Here is a 19619-nt window from a genome sequence, read left to right as displayed (position 1 = left end):
TTGGACAGGAAGCATAGCTTGTCACTTCCGAACATACATGTAGTTACATGTGATTCGGGGAGGTAAGAGAGAATGGAATCATTATTGCTCCTTGGTGAAATATTGATGATCAATCTTGTGCTGAGTGGAGATAATGCAATGGTCATCGCGATGGCCAGTAAAGACCTTCCGGAGAAACACCGGAAAATTGCGGTATGGTGGGGAGCTGCGGGAGCTGTTATTTTGCGCTGCGTGCTTACATTTGTCGCGGTATTACTGTTGAAAATCCCTTATATCCAAGCTGGAGGAGGAATTCTGCTGCTATGGATTGCGTTCAAGCTGCTGCTCGAAGAAGAGGAGGATCTCAGGGTAGCGGAAGTATCCTCCGTATGGAAGTCAATCCGAACGATTCTCGTGGCTGATTTTATTATGAGTCTCGATAATGTCTTGGCGATTGCCGGTCTAGCCAAAGGTGATTTGGCTTTAATTGTCATCGGGATTGCACTCAGCATTCCGATTGTAGTATGGGGAAGTGGCCTCATTGTAGGCTGGTTGCATAGATTTCCGGTACTCGTATTTATCGGCGCGTATATTTTAGCCTTTACAGCAGGTGACATGATGCTTCAGGATGCAAAATTAGGGACAATGCTATCCTTTTTACTCCCATCCACGCATTCCATCCTGCCGATTGCTTTAGGAATATTAGTGGTTGTAACCGGAGCCATTAAGCGGAGAACAACATTTGCAGGTTAATAATGTGCAATAAAAGGCAATACTAAAAGGACATCTCCATAAATTGGAATTGTCCTTTTTTTGACGTATCAGAAAGTCACTTTGCGGGGATAATTTGCGTGGTCAGTGATGGCATTTTGAGTGTATTTCAGATAAGATATGAATAAGAATCCTGTCGTTTTAAGGGCATGAGATGACATGGTAGTGAGGTAGACGTGAATTTGAAGGGATGGGTGAAAGATGTCTTCCAAGAATGACATTAGACTAGGAGTATTCATTGTAGCTGCTGGCATCGTGATTTTATTCGGTAAGCTGGGGGTCTTCGGATTTTTGGGACGTGCCCTTTGGCCGCTAGTGATTTTACTTCCTGGATTGGTTCTACATATGTTATTTTTTAGCCGCCGCGCTTCGGCAACAGTATTGATTCCCGCGGGGATATTAACGGTGTATGGTTTATTGTTTGGTCTTTGCAATATATGGGGATGGGGGCTTATGAAATATTTATGGCCTGTGCTTCTGCTTGGCATTGCCGTAGGCCTGTATGAATATTCCATCAATTCTCCAAGACGGACTGGGGGAATTTCTGCAATTGCTGTTATATTAGGCGTTCTAAGCATAGCGCTTTGTATTTTCAGTCTTATGGGTACGGGTGTGATCTATCTAATTGGTATTGTATTTATCGCTGCAGGGATTTGGCTGATTACTGGACGGGGCAGAACACGCAGCTGGAATAGATGGAATTGAAGCTAGCCGATGTTCCATCCTAAAAAAACGAAAATTGGAAACTGCTTTTTTCATAAAAAGACTTGCTTTTCATAGTGCTTTCACTATAATATTAATGTTATGTTGAAGCGTCGGCTTTCTGCCTGGCGCTTCTTTTGTGAGACTGCCGTGACATGCTACGAATTTTAACAGTTTTAATTTGATAAATGAGAGGATTTGGATACAAATCATGCATTCAAGAAAAGATATTCGCAACATTGCGATCATTGCCCACGTTGACCATGGCAAAACAACACTCGTCGATCAGCTTCTTCAGCAATCGGGGATCTTCAGCGCACACGAGCACCTTCAAGAACGTGCCATGGACTCTAACGATATCGAGCGGGAACGCGGAATTACAATCCTAGCTAAAAATACAGCAATAACTTATAAAGAGTTTTTGATCAACATTGTGGATACACCTGGACACGCTGACTTCGGTGGCGAAGTGGAACGGATCATGAAAATGGTTGATGGTGTATTGCTGGTTGTTGATGCTTATGAAGGCTGCATGCCGCAAACGAAATTCGTTCTGCGTAAAGCATTGGAACAAAAACTTACACCGATCGTTGTCGTGAACAAGATTGACCGTCCAGCTGCTCGTCCTAAGGAAGTTATTGATGAAGTACTCGATTTGTTCATCGAACTTGAAGCAAATGACGAACAATTGGAATTCCCTGTTGTTTATGCATCTGCCCTTAATGGTACTTCAAGCTTGGTTCCTGAAAAACAAGATGATACCATGCTTTCCCTATATGAAACAATTGTAGAGCACATTCCAGCTCCAACCGAAAGTGTTGAAGAGCCTCTTCAATTCCTCGTTACTTTGATGGACTACAATGAATACCTGGGACGTATTGCTATTGGCCGTGTAAACCGTGGTGTAATCAAACAAGGTCAATCTGTAACAGTTATTATGCGTGACGGTAAGAGTAAGACCGCGCGTATTGAGAAATTGTTCGGCTTCCAAGGTTTGAAACGTATTGAAACAGAAGAAGCGGGCGCAGGGGATATCGTTGCTATCGCAGGGATCAAGGATATCAACATTGGTGAGACCATTGCTGACCCACAACACCCTGAAGCACTTCCAGTTCTGAAGATTGACGAGCCAACCATGCAAATGACATTCCTTGTGAATAACAGTCCTTTTGCTGGTAAAGAAGGTAAATGGGTAACTTCCCGTAAACTACGTGAGCGTCTCTTTAAAGAGCTTGAAACAGATGTGAGTTTGCGTGTGGAAGAAACTGATAGTCCTGATGCATTTATCGTTTCTGGACGCGGTGAGCTTCACCTTGGTATTCTGATCGAGAATATGCGTCGTGAAGGTTATGAAATGCAAGTTTCTAAACCACAAGTAATCATTAAAGAAATCGACGGTGTCAAAATGGAGCCGCTTGAGCGTCTAATGATTGATATTCCAGAAGAAAGCATGGGCTCTGTTATGGAGAGTCTGGGTACCCGTAAAGCCGAAATGGTCAACATGATTAACAACGGTACGGGTCAAGTACGTCTGGAGTTCCTGATTCCTGCACGTGGTTTGATTGGTTACAACACTTACTTCTTGACTTTGACACGCGGTTACGGCGTTATGAACCATGCTTTTGACAGCTACGCTCCACTGGTTGCTGGTCAAGTTGGCGGACGTCATCAAGGTGTTCTTGTATCAAGTGAGACTGGATCAACAACTCAATATGGAATCGTGGGTGTTGAGGATCGTGGTATTCTCTTCTTGGATGCAGGTACAGAAATTTATGAAGGTATGATCGTAGGCGAGCATACCCGTGATAACGATATTATCGTTAACATCTGTAAAGAAAAAGCACTTACAAACATGCGTACCTCAGGCAAAGATGATACTGTAAAAATGAAGACACCACGTACCTTCTCTTTGGAAGGCGCGCTTGAATATTTGAATGATGATGAATATTGTGAAATCACACCTAAATCCATTCGTTTGCGCAAAAAGATTTTGAACAAAGGCGAACGCGAACGTGTAGAGAAGCAGCGTAAAATGGCACAAGCAAACGCGTAAGATCAACTTATCATAGTAAAGAGCCGTCGGAGGTTTAACTTTCGGCGGTTTTTTTTATAACAAAAACTTCCCCTACTGATGATATAATGTAAACGTATCTTAAATTTGGGAGGAGTGCGGTATCTATGCAGGTCTGGTTTGCTGAGCATCCAATCGTCGCCTATATTGTTATTTTTATATTGCTGACATTTGTGTATAATCAGGTATTTCGTGTGAATCAGAAGTTATCGATTGGCAAAGAGATTATGCTCTACATAATGATGGCGATCGGCTCCGGCATGCTCCTCATTTTTCAACATGATAAGCTACCGATCATCCAGTGTCTGCTGGTTGCTGTCGGATTGATGTTGCTCGTACGAGTACGTTATATCATGGAAGCTCGGCAGAAGAGAAAGGCTGCAACTGCAGCAAAAAGACAGTAAACGAAACTTTTACTGCTTATGTAACGTCTATTTAAGTGTGGCAATTTTAATTCCAAATGAAATGAAGAGGACTTTATTCTACTATGAGTACACGAAACAGCAGTTTACCTCCAAGAGCAAGTGGGCAACAACCCAATAATAGAAAACAGCCTGTAAAGGGTGCTCCTAAGAAAAAAAAGCGTAAGAAACCGCAGAAAAGAGGTTTTTTTGGCAGATTAGTTAGAATCTTGTTAACCCTGCTGATTATTGCGATTCTTGGCGTATTGGGCTACGGCGGCTATCTGTATTGGAAGCTTGAGAATGGGGTCTTTAACGCAGGGAACAAAGGAACGGTTGCCCCAGGACATTCAGCTACAGAAAAACCATTGACGATGCTTATACTAGGTACGGATAATAGACCGAAGCATGAATCTAGATTGACAGATGTTATTATGGTTGCAGCGCTTAATCCTAAGACAAAATCAGCAACCATTGTCTCTCTTCCACGCGATACCTTAGTTGAGCTCAGTGGATACAAGCAAACGAAGATTAACGAATTCTATGCTCGCTTCAAAGGTAAGGAGAAGTCCTCTGGTATTTTGGCAGAAGATGAGATGAAGACCATGATGGGGAAATATCTAGATATTGATGTGGATTATACAACGATTCTGGATTTCCAAGGCTTCCGTGATGTGGTGGACGAGCTTGGCGGAGTCAAAGTCAACATTAGCGATAATATGTGTTATACAGACAGTGTAGACGGTACGAATATCAATCTGAAAAAAGGTCCGGCAGAGCTTAATGGAGATAAAGCGCTAGATTATGTGCGATATCGTAAATCTAATTGTAAGCCTAAGACTAAGGCTTCAGATGATTTTGATCGGAACAAACGTCAGAATGAGGTCCTTCATTCATTGGTGGATCAGATGCAATCGCTTGGCGGAGTATTAAAAATAGGCAAGGTTCTTGACGCAGTGGACAGCAACATGCAGACTGATATCGAAAATTCGCAGATTAAAGATATGATTGCGACTTATTGGAAGATTTCCAAAGAGGATATCGAATTCAAGCCTGTGACTGGAACATGGCGAAGTCCGTATGTATATATTAATGATGAGGAGCTTGAGGCTGCCAAGAAAAGCCTGCAGGATCGGTTAGCAGGAGTTTCTGCTAGCTCCACTTCGGAATCCACTGAGGCGCCTTAAAGACCTTAATAACACTTCGCTCTAAAATTGAATGCAAGTTTCAGCCTGTGCTATAATATAATAAATTGAATGAATTTACGCCGCATAGGGGGCCAGTACTTATGTCCGAAGCCGTTGCTCAGCTGAACGAAACCTTGTTATCGATGCTGCAATCGGAAACCTTTGTTCTTCTCAACACAGTTGATGCGGAATCAGGAGGTCCAACGTCCACGGCCATATCGTGGATTTATGCAGTTAGTCCTAGTACTGTGCGTCTGGCTGTAGATCATCGTTCCAGACTCGTGAACAACATGAAGATCAACCCTTTAGTAACTATTACTGTGTTTGGTGAGGGAACTGTTCATGCTATTAACGGCACTGCCGTTGTAAGACAGGATCCGCTTCAGGATGTCCCTTTCAAAATGTGCTGCTTTGATGTTGAAATTATGGCGGTGCGTAATGCGCTTTTTTATGGAGCGCAGCTTGAATCCGCCCCAAGATATGCGAAGGTTTATGATGGACGTGCCGCTGAGAAGCTGGACGGACAAGTATTTGCTGCCATGAAAAAAGCCTAGTGAGAATATCACTGGGCTTTTTTTGTCCTCTACTGTGCATTTTTTCGCGGTTTTGTATCTTCTGGCAGCTGCGGCATGATTCGACCGATGATATCAGCCAATTCGGATGAAAATCCGGAAATCGGATGTCCCTCGGAGATATGGCGACTCATGTCTGCTAATCTGCTGGAGAGATCCATATCGGCTGTGACAAGCGCACGTACACTTCTTGGGTCTTTGCGAATAGCTTCCGCTACAGAATATTTAATGCTTCCTACCCGTGACCGTTCTAGAGAACCTTCTACGTCAAGACCAACGATGGCCACCTTGTTCATGACTACACAGTGTGCACCATTCACACCAGGGACTCTTTTTGCTAACTGTTCAAAATGGTCCTTAAGTGCAATTTCACTTTCGCCCTTAACACTAACGGCTTGACCAGCTTTTGAGGTGGCCTTAGGATTAGTCACACCATCATTGGACAATTGTCGAACCTCATGGTTCCCCGGACCCTTTACAGCATTCGCTGATTGTTTATTCTGAGGAGAGGGTGATGTCTTTTTATTAGCGATACCGCAGCTTGTCAGTAGCAGCAGTACCAGCAACAGACACATTGATTTTCTCATATGTGCTTACTCCTTTCAGCCAAGATCGTTTCTGTACCTTATCTTTTCCCTTGGCGGAAAGAGTTATGTATGATCAATCAAACCAGGCGCTGTGGAGGGGATAATATGAACAAGATATTTGTGCTAGATACCAACGTGCTTTTGCACGACCCCAATTCGATTTTCTCTTTCAAGGAGCATGAGGTGGTTATTCCGGCGGTTGTGCTGGAAGAAATCGACTCCAAAAAGCGCAACGCTGACGAAATCGGTCGGAATGCCCGCACGGTTTCCCGATTGCTTGATGGACTTCGTGAACTAGGGCATTTGCATAGTGGTGTGGAACTGGAGCATGGAGGTAAGCTGAAGGTAGAACTTAACCATCGCAGTTTTGTGAAGGTACAGGAAATGTTTGGTGAGGTATCTAACGACAATCGGATTTTGGCTGTAGCTCTCAATTATTTAATCGAAGAGAAGGAGAAGCCAGATCCGCGTCCCGTAGTGCTTGTGAGTAAGGATGTGCTGGTCCGTATTAAAGCGGATGTGCTAGGGATTACACCAGAGGATTATTTGTCAGATCGTACTGGAGATTTAAATGAACTTTACACTGGTTACCAATCTCTGCAGGTTCATCCGGCATTGATTGATGAATATTACAGTCACCGTTCTTTAACGGTTAAACAGCTCGCGTTGTCGTATCCCTTGTACCCTCATGAATTTGTGATCCTCAAGGATGAGATCGGCACGGGCAAATCAGCTCTTCTCAAAGTGAATAGTGATGCGACCCGTCTAGATCCGCTCTATCTAGGCAATGATTCGGTTTGGGGGATCAGCGCCCGAAATGCTCAACAACGAATGGCTTTGGAACTGCTTCTAAATGATGAAATCCCACTTGTCACCATTACAGGTAAGGCTGGTACAGGGAAGACGTTATTGGCGCTTGCTGCCGGACTATTCAAAGTTGAGGATGAGCATAAATACAAAAAACTGCTCATTGCCCGGCCAGTAGTTCCCATGGGGAAAGACATTGGTTATTTACCCGGGGAGAAGGATGAGAAGTTAAGACCGTGGATGCAGCCTATTTATGATAATTTAGAGTTCCTGTTCGATACCAAAAAAGCTGGAGATATTGATAAAATATTAATGGGCTTAGGCAGCATACAGGTAGAAGCCTTGACCTATATCCGTGGACGTTCTATCCCTTCACAGTTCATCATTATTGATGAAGCTCAGAACCTTTCCCGTCATGAAGTGAAGACGATCGTTTCCAGAGCGGGTGAAGGAAGTAAGGTCATTCTTATGGGCGATCCGGAGCAAATCGATCATCCGTATCTGGATGCTGCGAGCAACGGGCTTAGTTATATCGTTGAGAAGTTTAAGCAGCAAGGGATTAGCGGACATATTACTTTGGAAAAAGGCGAGCGTTCCCGTCTGGCCCAATTGGCCGCGGATCTTCTCTAACCTTCAATCCTCTTTTCAGCCGGGAGAAACATAACTCCCGGCTTTTTCCTGCCCGCTCAGAAACGACGGAGGGAATTAACGGTTGTGGTGCTATAGAATGAGCGCGGTCAGCGGAGGGGGAGGAATTGTTCTGTAGAAGCGTTAGCGCTCGCCTTTGTCTCCGGATTTATACCGTTTAGGAATATAATCCATAAATCTGGAGACAACAGCGATCGGAAGAATAATCTGCACACGGAGCGCCCTTAGCGCTAAGATTACCCAGTCTTTTAATTGTCTCCGTTCGTTTCACCTATATAATAGAAAGAGAACGTTTTCACATTCTAAAGACAAGCAGCGACGGGTTTGGTAAAATAGTGGAGACGAATCATGGGGAAGGTGGGAAATCGTGCTTAAACGCAAAAATTATTGGCTGCTTTTTGCAATTTTACTACTATCGCTGACAAGCTTGTCGCCCAGTATGGAATTGAGTACCAATAACGACCCACATCCTATGAAAAAGCCTCAAAGTCAGTCAACAAATCCTTCTTCAGGGGAAGAGGGTTCTATAGATAGTCTGCGTATAACAGTATCGCTAAATAGCGAGGAATTCAGTGAGTTGGAGCTTCTAAGCAATCGTTATACTTTAGAAAGTGGAGTAAAGGTGATATTAAGCAATATTGATAGCGAGGATGCAGACGAAGTTTTGAAGCATGATCTAACCATCGGAGACAGTCCGGATATCGTCATGGCGGATGGACGAAGTATTCTCGACTGGGCTACACGAGGATATTTATTACCGGTGGATGTTTATCAGAGCATTCCAGGAACTGCACCGTTAACTCAGTTGATCCCATGGATGCAATGGAACGGATATAATTGGGGAGTGCCGCTGGATATAGACCCTTATATCCTTGTTTATTCACCACAGCGTCTTGCGGAACTGGGGTTCACCACCTTACCAAGAAGTCTGGAACAGTGGAATACATTGCTTCAGAATGTGCTTAAAGAGCAAGGGAAATATTTGCTCGCGATGGATACACGTAATCCATATGGATTGTCGGCGGTTATGGAGAGTATGAACAGCAGTTTGTTATCGGATAACCAAGAAGTGATGAATTGGACTCAGAACGCTCGCAGTTATTTTTACCTTACCAGTCGATATAACAAAGATGTTTGGGATATGATTCAGAGCGGAAGCGTTGCTGTTGCTGCTCTACCACTATCAGAGTGGCAAAAACATGGCAATTCTTCCTTAGTTGCTGAAGCACCACTGACCGCAAGTGACGGGAAAGGACTTGAATCCTATTACAGCCGTTCCTTTGCGCTTCCGGCGCAATCTCAAAGTCCAAAGGAAGCCGTGAATTGGTTGACATTTATTACCTCGGAGGATTCTCAGATGGATTGGCTGGAGAACACGGGGAGCTTGCCTGCACTGGATGTCCTTTATCGTTCGGAGCATGCTTTTAAATATAAGCTTCCTTTCGGAGTCGAACTCTTACTGACAGAAGAAACCGCCCCGGAGTTCGAATCCCAAGGCGGCTGGAGTAAGATTGCTGAAGCAGTATCCTTACTGCTTACAGGAAAAATTGATACGGCAGGGTACAAAGACTTCATTAAGGAAGGTCTAGAATGAGATCGAAAGTTTAACTTGAAGGACGCCCTCTTTACTATCTACTTCTGTGGCACGTAGAAAAGAAACGATTTTCCCAGGGTAAAAACCTAAATCAAATTCCTCTTCCAGTGTCCTTCTTGTGGTGTCAGGTAATTCGAGACCATTAAATACAACATGATCTACTTGGAATATAAGTCCGTTGATGGGTTCCTCCTGAATGATGTAGTGACCGGTTAATGAAAGGGCTAACGCTCCGCTTTTTCCAGTGGCAGTAATCGATCCGTCATTGAAATGAAAAGCGAAATCGTTAAATAGCTTATTCTGGGATTGAAGAAATTCGTTGAGATCCTCTTCTTTCAGATTCAGAACATAGGTCATCCCCTTACGAGTAAGGACGCCCTCTCGATTCTGGACAAACTGCGGTAACTTATTCATAGCAGATGATAATGCTTTGAAGTAGGTCTTTACCTCGCGTAAACCAATATTCTCCCAATATAATGTGAATTCTTGAAGAAGAGCGCTCATATTATCAGGATCACTACTGTCTTTAATCCCTCCTTCAATTTCTTTATTGAGCGCAGCTACCCGAATTTTCTGTTCCTCAAGAGCAGTTCGCAGCTCCGCAAGATCCTTCGAGCTGCGTTGAGCAGCTTGGAGGGTCTTTTTTAGATCCCTGTACTGATCCTCGTATTGTGTGAGAATGTCGCGGTCATTTCCAATAATAATTTCATAATAATCGAATAGAGCCAGGAATCTGCTAATACTTTTCGCGGATAAAAATGCAGCCATGAGACCGTCTCTATCCCCCATATAATAAGAACGCAAGACTGCGCCTGCACGCTCTTGTTGGTTTGCGATGGCAGATTTTTTCTGGCTGGCTTGCTCTTCGAGGGATTCTACCTTTTCTTCAAGCGCTTTTTGCTCGGCTGTAATCTTGATGATTTCCCGCTCGATTTCTGCGGATGACAAAGTCTGCTCCAGAAGTTTACGGGTTTCTTCATTATCTGGTATAGAGGAATTGAAAAAAGAACCGCTTGGATCGGCAGACAGGTACATCGTAGATTGTAACGGAAACAATGTACAGCAGAAGAGAATTAGTATGGTTGCCATCATGCGGCTTAGGGAATTGCGGGAGCGCACCACACCACCACCTTTTTTTGAAATATAAGAAATTTCTGTTTCACTCCATAAATCATCCTTCTATTTCTCGTAGAAACGGAAACCGTCCCAAAAAGGGTCGGCAAAGCCGATTCTTCTTGAATTGATATATGTATGTACTAATAATATGTTTAACCCTTCTAAAATAGCATACATACAAAAATATCCCCACAAAGTGAGGCTATCCTTCAAATATAAGAAAGTATAAGCTTCACGTTATACAGCATCCTTATATCTCGCGCATAAACGCTTACCGTCCTTTAGGACACCGAAGGGGTTATTGCTTCGATGCTTACTCGGGTATTTTGTGGGGGCCTCATATATATACTAGCTTATAAACAAAAAAACGGAAGTGATCCTTATTAGATAAGGACCTCATCCGCTTCAAGAGAGTACTGCAATTTATAGTGGAAGACCCATTTGAAAGATCGTCCAATAGCTGAAACCGGTGAAAGTCAAAATCATGTATGCCCAAAAAAGTAGGACATAAGTTTTTTCAGTAAACTTCAAATAACCGAGAATTACGAAAAAAGCGGTTTGTAAAAAGAAAAGCAAGGCCATTTCTGTCAGACCTCCGGCAAAAGCCATCAATCCAATAGCCAGTGTAAAAAAACCTAATACCCGAAACATGCGGTCCAAGAGAGAGTCCCCCTTCCAGTATGTATCTCACGAATATTCCTTCGACTTATTATACCCGTTCAGTAAAAATGTGTAAACGAATTCATTGAAAAAAATGTACTAATCTTCATAAAATGTGATTTTTATAATTGACTGAGGTGATTAATGCTTGAAAAAAGAGAATTTATAACTTAAAGCGTATGATGTGGGCAGATAATGGAAATACAATTTAGTATCAAATAGATTCTATGAACTCTATGAGAAGCATAGAAATGGAGTAAGCAGCTTTTATCCCTATTCACTACCCGGCAGAGCTGCCGGTTATGGAGATGGTTATTTCAAGATGTTGTTAGGAGGTTTGGTTGGATGACAGCCGTTAGACAGGATGCTTGGAGTGCAGAAGATGATCTAATACTGGCAGAAGTAACCTTGCGTCACATTCGGGAGGGCAGTACACAACTTGCTGCTTTTGAAGAAGTGGGCGAGAAAATCGGCAGAACGTCGGCTGCGTGCGGATTCCGCTGGAACAGCTGTGTTCGAAAAAGCTATGAAGGCGCAATCGGAATTGCAAAAGGTCAACGTCAGAAACGAAGTTACCTGAAAAAGCAACCGTCAGTTAGAGGAGCACAGGTAGCGGGTCTGATTCTCGGGGATACCGACGAGGAATTCGGACGAGGCGAAGGATTAAGCGAGAACACATTATCCATTGATGCGGTTATACGTTTCCTGAGACAATGGAAAGGTACAATCCAGGAAGCAGGACGTCAGCTGAAAATGCTGGAGAGAGATTTGCGTGAGAAGGAAGATGAATTAACAGAATTAAGATCTGAGAACGAGCGGTTGTCCAAAGAGGTTAATCTTGCTCAAAGTGACTACCGGGTAGTCAACGATGATTACAAAGCTTTAATTCAGATTATGGATCGTGCTCGTAGGCTCGCTTTCTTAAACGAAGAAGAAGAAGAAATGAAGACTCGTTTTAAAATGGATGGGAATGGAAATTTAGAACGTATTGAATAAACGGTTTGCAAACTAAACACCCGTAAGTGGTTCGCTTTATTAGCGCCATTTGCGGGTGTTTTGATTGGGTATTGCCCCTTATAAAGGAGGACAACGACGTTTCTTCTTGGTATATTAAGGCTATACTTAGAAAAATTGCGCTTGAGATCAACAGGAGGATCAGATGAGAATCGATATAATCGGTGCGGGTTCACTTGGTCTGCTTTTGGCAGGAAGGCTGATTGCATCCGGGAATAAAGTGAGATTGTGGTGTCGAGGGATAGAGCAGTGCCGGCAATTAGAGAACGAGGGCTTAACTGTGAGTTATGAAGATGGCCGCGATTCGATTTCGATTTCGGGGGCTCGATTTGCGTTCGCACACATAGAGGAGTTTACAGATGCGTATTTTCGTGAGCCAAGTGATTGGATCATAGTGACGGTTAAACAGGATATATTACATAATGTTTTACCTGAATTTCTATCCCCCCTTAGGGAAGAACAGGCACACATCATTTGTTTTCAAAATGGCATAGGACATATGGAGATGCTCAGAGACTTGTTACCGAAAGCTAATTTATATGCTGCCGTTACAACAGAAGCTGCGAAGCGCAAATCTATGAATGAGGTGATTCATGCAGGTGCCGGGGAGGTGTGGATAGGGAGATGGGGCTTAAAGAATGGACAAGCTCATATCATACATACTGATTTACAAGCGAAATATTTAATAGAAGTCCTCATTTTGGCAGGATTCTCCGCCTTTTTGTCGAATGAAGTGGGTACCATGATTTACCGGAAGCTCCTAATCAATGCCGTAATTAATCCACTCACGGCGATTTGGCGTGTTCCAAATGGTGAGCTGCTTGCATCAGAAGGGCGCCTGCAGTTAATGAAAGAACTTTTTAGAGAAGCTACTATGGTATATGATGCCTGCGGAGTTGCTTATGATCACGATGCGTGGGATAACATCCTTAAAGTCTGCAGGAATACGGCTGGCAATACTTCGTCCATGCTGGCAGATGTTCTCGCTTCGAGAACCACAGAAATTCAATGGATCAATGGAAGTCTTGTTAATATGGCAGAAAGAACGGGAACGTTGGTTCCTTTACATCGCTTGATCTGTCAACTAGTAGAAGGAATAAAGGTATGATCTCGGAGGAGAGGTGAAGCTATGGGATTGCTGATGAATTCGGTCATTACTTTAAGCTTGATTCCAATAGTACCGTTTTTAATTGTTTATTTCATTGGAAGAGGCTTAAAAAAAGATAAAAAGAAAACTTTTATGCTCGCTATGGACGTGACTACATTTTTTTTATTATTATCGGTCTCAGCATTATTTAACAACTTATTTAATAACGGTTTTGGGTTTTATCTTATACTACTTATTGTATTAATATCCACTGGATTGATTGGCGGCGCTCAGAATCGACTGAAAGGAAAGGTAGATGGAAAGCGGTTATTTCGGGCAGTTTGGAGACTTTCTTTCTTTTTTATGAGTGTAGGATATTTATTATTTATGTTTGTAGGGCTAATTAAGTACATATCACAAGCGATGTAATGTTCCACTGCTCCGGTGAAGCGGCAACGTCACAAAAGTTTAAAGTTTTAATAAAAAAAGAATTTTCTGAAAACATTCCACTAGATTTTTTTGACCACTGGTTGTATAATCATAAACCATATACCACATTCTATTTAGGGGGAACTGCTAGATGAAGAAGAGTAAAAGTCTATTGCTAATGCTTGCATTAGTACTTGTTATCGGCACAGTGCTTGCTGGCTGCGGCGGAAACAATGCAAACAGCGGCAACAAAGGTAACGCTGGTAACACTGGTAACACGGCAACTGGTAATGCGGCTACAGAAGAGAAATTGGCTGCGGACCAAACATTGAGAATCAACCTAAGCTCTGAGCCTCCAACATTTGATCCAGGATTGGCTCAAGATAGCCAAGCTCACACTGTCCTGACAACAATGTACGAAGGTCTGACTCGCATGAATGCTGAATCTGGTCAAGCTGAACCAGGTGTTGCTGAAAGCTGGGACATTTCCGCTGACGGTCTGGTATATACTTTCAAACTCCGTGATTCACAATGGAGTAACGGCGATCCTGTAACAACAGAAGACTTCGTTCGCGCTTGGAAACGCGTGCTCGATCCTGCTGCTGCATCCGCTGCACCTTACGCTTATCAATTGTATTACATCAAAAATGCTGAAAAGTTCTATAACAAGGAAATTACTGATTTCAGTCAAGTAGGTATCAAAGCGGTTGATGAGAAAACTCTAGAAGTTACTCTTGAAGCCCCAACTCCTTACTTCCTTGGATTGCTTTCCTTCTACACTTATTACCCTGTACACAAATCCATTGAGAGTAATCCAAAATGGGCAACAAGCAAAGACACTATGATCGTTAACGGTGCTTTCACTCTTACTGAGTGGACTACAGGTCAAACACTTGTTGTAACTAAAAACGATAAATACTGGGATAAAGATTCCATTAAACTTAGCAAAATCGATTTCTCTCTTGTAAACAGCGGTGCAACTGAGTTGCTCAGCTACAAGAACGGTGAATACGATCGTGCAGGTGGACCAACTGGTGAAATTCCATCAGAACAAATTCCAATCGTACAAAAAGAACTTCCAAAAGAATTTAGCCGTAAAGGTATTGCTTCCGTATACTACTACGAATTCAATATCACTGAAAAACCTTTCACTAACGCAAAAATCCGTAAAGCTCTTGCAATGTCCATTAACCGTCAAGCTTTGATTGACAATGTAGTACAAGGTGGACAATTCCCAGCATTCGGTTTTGTACCTCCAGGTATTGCTGGTGCTGATGGTGAATTCCGTACAGCAGTTAAAGATAGCTACTTCACTGAAGATCTAGAACAAGCTAAAACATTGCTTGCTGAAGGTCTGAAAGAAGAAGGCCTTGACAAATTGCCTACATTCTCTTTGACTTACAACACAAGTGAAGGTCACAAGAAAATTGCTTTGGCAATTGCTGATATGTGGAAAAACAATCTTGGTGTTGACGTACAAACCGTTAACCAAGAGTGGGCTGTATTTATCGAAAACCGTCAAAACCTGAACTACCAAGTTGCACGTGCTGGTTGGACTGCGGATTACAATGATCCAATGACTTTCCTTGATATGTGGGTAACAGGCGGCGGTAACAATGATACTGGTTACGCTAATCCTGAATATGACAAATTGATCAGCGAAGCTAAAGCAAGCACTGACTTGAAAGTACGTCAAGACAAGTTTGCAGCAGCAGAGAAATTGCTCATCGAGCAAGATCAAATTTTGATTCCATTGTACTACTACACTAACAACTCCCTGACTAAAGAGTACCTTAAAGGTGTTACTCTTGACTTCAGTGGTGCAATTGACTTGACTCGTGGATACTTGCTTGAGCACTAAGATTTTGCTCTAGTAATTTAAACAGAATAGTTAGTTGACTGAAGTAACACAATACTTCGGGATATATATGTGGAACTCCATATATATCCCTTTTTTTTGTATTCCAGTCTATTTGTTATTTATTGTTATTTATAACATATTTAGAAAATGGACAAAAATCCGTTTTTTTCATAAAATCAATATAATGCTCTCAAAAAATTTGTCGGAGGAGGTGTGATGGGGATGGTTCGTTATGTCGCAAATAAATTCTTCTATATGTTGGTTTCATTATTTGTACTGATTTCAGCAACTTTTTTCTTGATGAAAGCTATTCCAGGGGATCCGTTTACTTCTGAGAAAAAAGTACCGCCAGAAATTAAAGCACGTTTGATGGAGCAATATGGTCTGGACAAGCCGCTCTCTCATCAGTATTTTAAGTATTTAGGTGATATTGTCCAAGGTGATTTGGGTGTATCCATGAAACGCCTGAATCAAGATGTATCTCATTTGATCAGTCAAACCTTTTCAGCGTCGCTGAAGCTGGGACTCGTCGCAATTGTTGTGGCGGTTATTGTTGGGGTTCTTCTCGGCATGTTAGCGGCACTCTATCACAGAAAGTTTCTTGACAGCGCCGCGATGGTGTTGGCAGTTCTGGGGATTGCGGTTCCGAGCTTTGTAGTCGCGTCATTATTACAGTATGTGTTCGCTTTCAAATTGGGTTGGGTACCGGTTTCAGGATTTAAAGGGCCAATCTATTATTTCTTGCCTGTAGCAGCACTCTCGGCACAGCCGATAGCCTTTATAGCTCGCTTGACCCGTTCAAGTATGCTTGAGGTTCTGAATGCGGATTATATCAAAACGGCTAAGGCTAAAGGATTAAGCTGGATGGCTATTCTGAGCCGCCATGTACTTCGCAATGGTATCCTGCCTGTTGTTACTTACATGGGACCTATGACAGCTAACATCGTAACTGGTTCGGTTGTAATCGAGCAGATCTTTGGTGTTGGGGGCATTGGTAAACAGTTCGTGGAAGCGATTGGTGTTCGTGACTATACCGTTATTATGGGGATTACCATTTTCTATGGTGTACTACTCATGGTAGCCCGTTTCATTACTGATATTGCTTATGTATTGATTGACCCACGTATGAAACTAAGTGGAGGAAAGGAGGGCTAATTAGTGGCTAGTGATAATAACTTGCTAAAGAACATGAATCTAAAACCGGAAGACTTTCAAAAAGTCGGTATAGATGAAAAAGAAGCCGAGGTAATTCAGCGGGAGAGTCTCTCTGCCTGGAAAGATTCTTGGCAACGGTTGCGTCAGAACAAAATGGCAATGACCGCGCTTGGTATTCTAGGTTTGATCGTGCTTGCAGCGATCTTCGCTCCTTTTTTCTCGAAATACAACTATTATTCCAATGACTTGATGAGCACCAATAAGCCCCCTTCCTCTGAACACTGGTTTGGAACGGATGATCTTGGACGTGATATTTTCGTTCGTACTTGGTACGGTGCACGGATCTCCTTGATCGTAGGTTTAGCTGCTGCAGCCATCGACTTGTTTATTGGTGTTATCTATGGTGGGATTATGGGTTACTTCGGCGGCCGTGTAGATAATATCATGAACAAATTCTCTGAAATTTTGTACTCTATTCCTTATTTGCTGGTTGTAATTTTGCTCTTGGTCGTGCTTGAGCCAAGTCTTGGTACAATCATCCTAGCTTTAACCATAACAGGCTGGATTACGATGTCTTGGATTGTACGTGGAGAAATTATGCAACTCAAGAATCGCGAGTTCGTATTGGCTTCCCGTTCCATGGGTGCTGGTTCTGCAAGACTGTTGTTCAAGCATCTTCTGCCGAACGCAGTTGGTCCGATTATCGTAACCATTACACTTTCTGTACCAAATGCAATTTTTGCTGAGGCCTTCCTAAGCTTCTTGGGTCTTGGTGTACAAGCTCCTATCGCTTCACTAGGATCTATGATTAACGATTCACTCACCGGTTGGTTGTACTATCCATGGCGCTTCCTGTTCCCTGCCATTCTGATCAGTTTAACCATGCTTTCTTTCAATATTTTCGGTGACGGTCTTCGTGACGCGCTTGATCCTAAGCTGAAGAAATAGGAGGGATTAAGGATGGAACCTATTTTACAAGTCAAAGATTTGCATGTTTCATTTTTTGTTAAAGGCGGAGAGGTACAAGCTGTCCGTGGTATGAATTTTGAAATTGGCAAAGGTGAAACGGTTGCCATCGTCGGCGAGTCCGGCAGCGGTAAGAGTGTAACTGCACAATCGATTATGCGTTTGATCCCTTCCCCACCTTCTAAAGTGAAAAAGGGAGAAATTATTTTCCAAGGACAAAACCTGCTAGACAAAAGCATGAAAGAAATGGAATCCATTCGCGGTAAAGATATTGGCATGATTTTTCAAGACCCGATGACATCTTTGAACCCAACCATCAAAGTGGGCAAACAGATCACTGAAGTTTTGATTAAACATCAGAAAATGTCAGCGGCCGAAGCGAAAAAGCAAGGTATTGAGATGCTTAATTTAGTTGGTATCAAAAATGCTGAGGCTCGCTTTAACCAATATCCCCACGAATTCTCAGGCGGCATGCGCCAGCGTGTAATGATTGCAATCGCGTTGGCCTGTCGTCCGGCTTTGCTCATAGCGGACGAGCCTACAACGGCTCTTGACGTAACCATTCAGGCGCAGATCATGGAAGTTATGAGAGAGATGCAGCAAAAACTAGGTACCTCCATTATTTTGATTACCCATGATCTAGGCGTCGTTGCCGGTATGTGTGATCGGGTTATCGTAATGTATGCAGGTGAAGTTGTGGAGACTGGAACAAGATGGGAAATCTTTAAGAATCCACAACATCCATATACCAAAGGTCTGCTGCGCTCAATGCCGCGTCTGGACCAAAAGAAAGGCGAGCCGCTTATTCCGATCATCGGCACACCGCCAGATCTGATCAAGCCGCCGATCGGATGTCCGTTCACCGCGCGTTGCAACGAAGCAATGCATGTTTGCGAACAAATCGATCCCGGCGCCACAGAATTCAGCGAAACGCATATGGCGCGTTGCTGGAATCTGCATTCGATGGCCAAGGAGGTGCAGTACTCTTGAGTAAGAACCTAATAGAGGTAGAAGGTCTTAAGAAATACTTTAATGTAGGTAAAGGCAAGGTTCTTAAGGCTGTTGATAATATTAACTTCTCCATCCGTGAGGGCGAGACGCTTGGAATGGTAGGAGAATCCGGTTGTGGTAAGACTACTGCTGGACGTACAATTCTTCGTTTGTATGAGCCAACTGCCGGAAGTGTGAAATATAATGGTACAGACATTTATAAATTGCCTTCTAACAAAATGAAAGCTATGCGTCGTGACATGCAGATGATTTTCCAAGATCCGTACGCATCGCTTAACCCGCGTTTTACGGTTTCTGATATCATCGGCGAGGCACTGGACATTCACGGAATGGCTGGTAGCCGTGCAGAACGTAAAAAGCGGATCGAAGAGCTGCTCGATATGGTTGGTCTTAACCACGATCACGCAACTCGTTATCCGCATGAATTCTCTGGTGGACAACGCCAACGTATTGGGATTGCCCGTTCGTTAGCGGTAAATCCTAAGTTCATCGTTTGTGATGAGCCGATTTCCGCGCTTGACGTATCCATTCAGGCTCAGGTCGTTAACTTGCTTAAAGAATTGCAAGATCGTCTGGGATTGACTTATCTTTTCATCGCGCATGATCTATCCATGGTTAAACATATCAGTGATCGCGTAGCTGTTATGTACTTGGGTAAAATGGTAGAATTGGCGGAAAGTGAAGAGCTTTATGCGAATCCTATCCACCCTTATACCAAATCTCTCTTGTCAGCTATTCCAATTCCGGATCCGGAAATTGAAGTGAACAAGAAACGCATTCACTTACATGATGAGCTTGGTAGTCCTATTTATTCCGCTAACGAAAAGAGCAATGATAGCGACTTTGAATTAGTAGAAGTATCAAAAGGACACTGGGTAAGCAAAAAATTTGCTTAAATCCATAGCGAATATTAGACAGGCGGGAGCGTTATGCTCTCGCCTCTTGTATGTAGTGGGGATATTTAAAAATTAGTTTATAGTACGAAAAAATAATACGGCTGC

Annotated in this window: 19 protein-coding genes; 16 read left to right on the top strand and 3 right to left on the bottom strand. The window is 43.0% G+C overall.

The features are described from left to right. The first annotated feature begins 72 nt into the window (after positions 1-72). From R50345_RS22575 to R50345_RS22550, 6 genes are all read left to right on the top strand, one after another. Positions 73-732 carry a TerC family protein gene (locus R50345_RS22575; RefSeq protein ID WP_042130290.1) on the top strand — a complete coding sequence of 220 codons (660 nt, stop codon included), beginning with the start codon at positions 73-75 and terminating at the stop codon, positions 730-732. Between the two features lie 219 nt (positions 733-951). After that, a complete protein-coding gene (locus R50345_RS22570; RefSeq protein ID WP_042130289.1) occupies positions 952-1455 on the top strand; it encodes a hypothetical protein in 504 nt (167 codons plus the stop codon). A gap of 208 nt (positions 1456-1663) precedes the next feature. Further along, complete coding sequence (typA, locus tag R50345_RS22565) at positions 1664-3505, top strand: translational GTPase TypA (RefSeq protein WP_042130287.1); 1842 nt, start codon at positions 1664-1666, stop codon at positions 3503-3505. 125 nt (positions 3506-3630) lie between these two features. Then, on the top strand, positions 3631-3927 hold the full coding sequence (locus R50345_RS22560; protein ID WP_042130285.1) for a YlaH-like family protein: 297 nt from the start codon (positions 3631-3633) through the stop codon (positions 3925-3927). Between the two features lie 83 nt (positions 3928-4010). Beyond that, entirely contained in the window at positions 4011-5111 is a 1101-nt protein-coding gene (locus R50345_RS22555) for an LCP family protein (RefSeq protein ID WP_042130282.1), read from the top strand. Between the two features lie 101 nt (positions 5112-5212). Beyond that, positions 5213-5665: a PNPOx family protein gene (locus tag R50345_RS22550; protein ID WP_042130280.1), complete on the top strand. Its 453-nt coding sequence runs from the start codon at positions 5213-5215 to the stop codon at positions 5663-5665. Positions 5666-5694: 29 nt separating this feature from the next. On the opposite strand, the gene R50345_RS22545 is transcribed toward R50345_RS22550, so the two are convergent. Continuing rightward, positions 5695-6270 (bottom strand): YhcN/YlaJ family sporulation lipoprotein, encoded by a 576-nt coding sequence (locus tag R50345_RS22545; protein ID WP_042130279.1) that lies wholly within the window; start codon positions 6268-6270, stop codon positions 5695-5697. Between the two features lie 105 nt (positions 6271-6375). On the opposite strand from R50345_RS22545, the gene R50345_RS22540 reads away from it, so the two are divergent. Then, positions 6376-7707, top strand: a complete 1332-nt coding sequence (locus R50345_RS22540) for a PhoH family protein (protein WP_042130277.1) — start codon at positions 6376-6378, stop codon at positions 7705-7707. A 385-nt stretch (positions 7708-8092) separates the two neighbouring features. Next, the gene (locus tag R50345_RS22535) at positions 8093-9319 is read left to right on the top strand and encodes an extracellular solute-binding protein (protein ID WP_042130275.1); all 1227 of its coding nucleotides are present in this window, start codon (positions 8093-8095) and stop codon (positions 9317-9319) included. Here the strand turns inward: R50345_RS22535 and R50345_RS22530 are convergent. Continuing rightward, positions 9311-10438, bottom strand: a complete 1128-nt coding sequence (locus R50345_RS22530; RefSeq protein ID WP_231573883.1) for a coiled-coil domain-containing protein — start codon at positions 10436-10438, stop codon at positions 9311-9313. The genes R50345_RS22535 and R50345_RS22530 overlap by 9 nt on opposite strands. 420 nt (positions 10439-10858) lie before the next feature. After that, entirely contained in the window at positions 10859-11095 is a 237-nt protein-coding gene (locus R50345_RS22525; protein WP_042130273.1) for a DUF2626 family protein, read from the bottom strand. Between the two features lie 345 nt (positions 11096-11440). Between R50345_RS22525 and R50345_RS22520 the strand changes: the two genes are divergently transcribed. The 8 genes from R50345_RS22520 (at position 11441) to R50345_RS22485 (ending at position 19514) form a co-directional block, all read left to right on the top strand. Beyond that, on the top strand, positions 11441-12091 hold the full coding sequence (locus R50345_RS22520) for an RsfA family transcriptional regulator (protein ID WP_042130271.1): 651 nt from the start codon (positions 11441-11443) through the stop codon (positions 12089-12091). 163 nt (positions 12092-12254) lie between these two features. Beyond that, complete coding sequence (locus R50345_RS22515; RefSeq protein ID WP_042130269.1) at positions 12255-13217, top strand: ketopantoate reductase family protein; 963 nt, start codon at positions 12255-12257, stop codon at positions 13215-13217. Between the two features lie 21 nt (positions 13218-13238). Continuing rightward, a complete protein-coding gene (locus tag R50345_RS22510) occupies positions 13239-13625 on the top strand; it encodes a DUF3397 domain-containing protein (protein WP_042130267.1) in 387 nt (128 codons plus the stop codon). Between the two features lie 151 nt (positions 13626-13776). After that, entirely contained in the window at positions 13777-15486 is a 1710-nt protein-coding gene (locus tag R50345_RS22505; protein WP_042130266.1) for a peptide ABC transporter substrate-binding protein, read from the top strand. A gap of 222 nt (positions 15487-15708) precedes the next feature. After that, the gene (locus R50345_RS22500; protein ID WP_042130265.1) at positions 15709-16641 is read left to right on the top strand and encodes an ABC transporter permease; all 933 of its coding nucleotides are present in this window, start codon (positions 15709-15711) and stop codon (positions 16639-16641) included. Between the two features lie 33 nt (positions 16642-16674). After that, entirely contained in the window at positions 16675-17589 is a 915-nt protein-coding gene (locus R50345_RS22495) for an ABC transporter permease (protein ID WP_042132392.1), read from the top strand. A gap of 12 nt (positions 17590-17601) precedes the next feature. Then, complete coding sequence (locus R50345_RS22490) at positions 17602-18597, top strand: ABC transporter ATP-binding protein (protein ID WP_042130263.1); 996 nt, start codon at positions 17602-17604, stop codon at positions 18595-18597. Beyond that, positions 18594-19514: an ABC transporter ATP-binding protein gene (locus tag R50345_RS22485; protein WP_042130261.1), complete on the top strand. Its 921-nt coding sequence runs from the start codon at positions 18594-18596 to the stop codon at positions 19512-19514. Before R50345_RS22490 ends, R50345_RS22485 begins: the two co-directional genes overlap by 4 nt. The last annotated feature ends 105 nt before the right edge of the window (positions 19515-19619 follow it).

The organism is Paenibacillus sp. FSL R5-0345, from assembly GCF_000758585.1.
Lineage (GTDB): Bacteria > Bacillota > Bacilli > Paenibacillales > Paenibacillaceae > Paenibacillus_AQ.
This window is presented reverse-complemented; position numbering and strand designations above follow the sequence as displayed.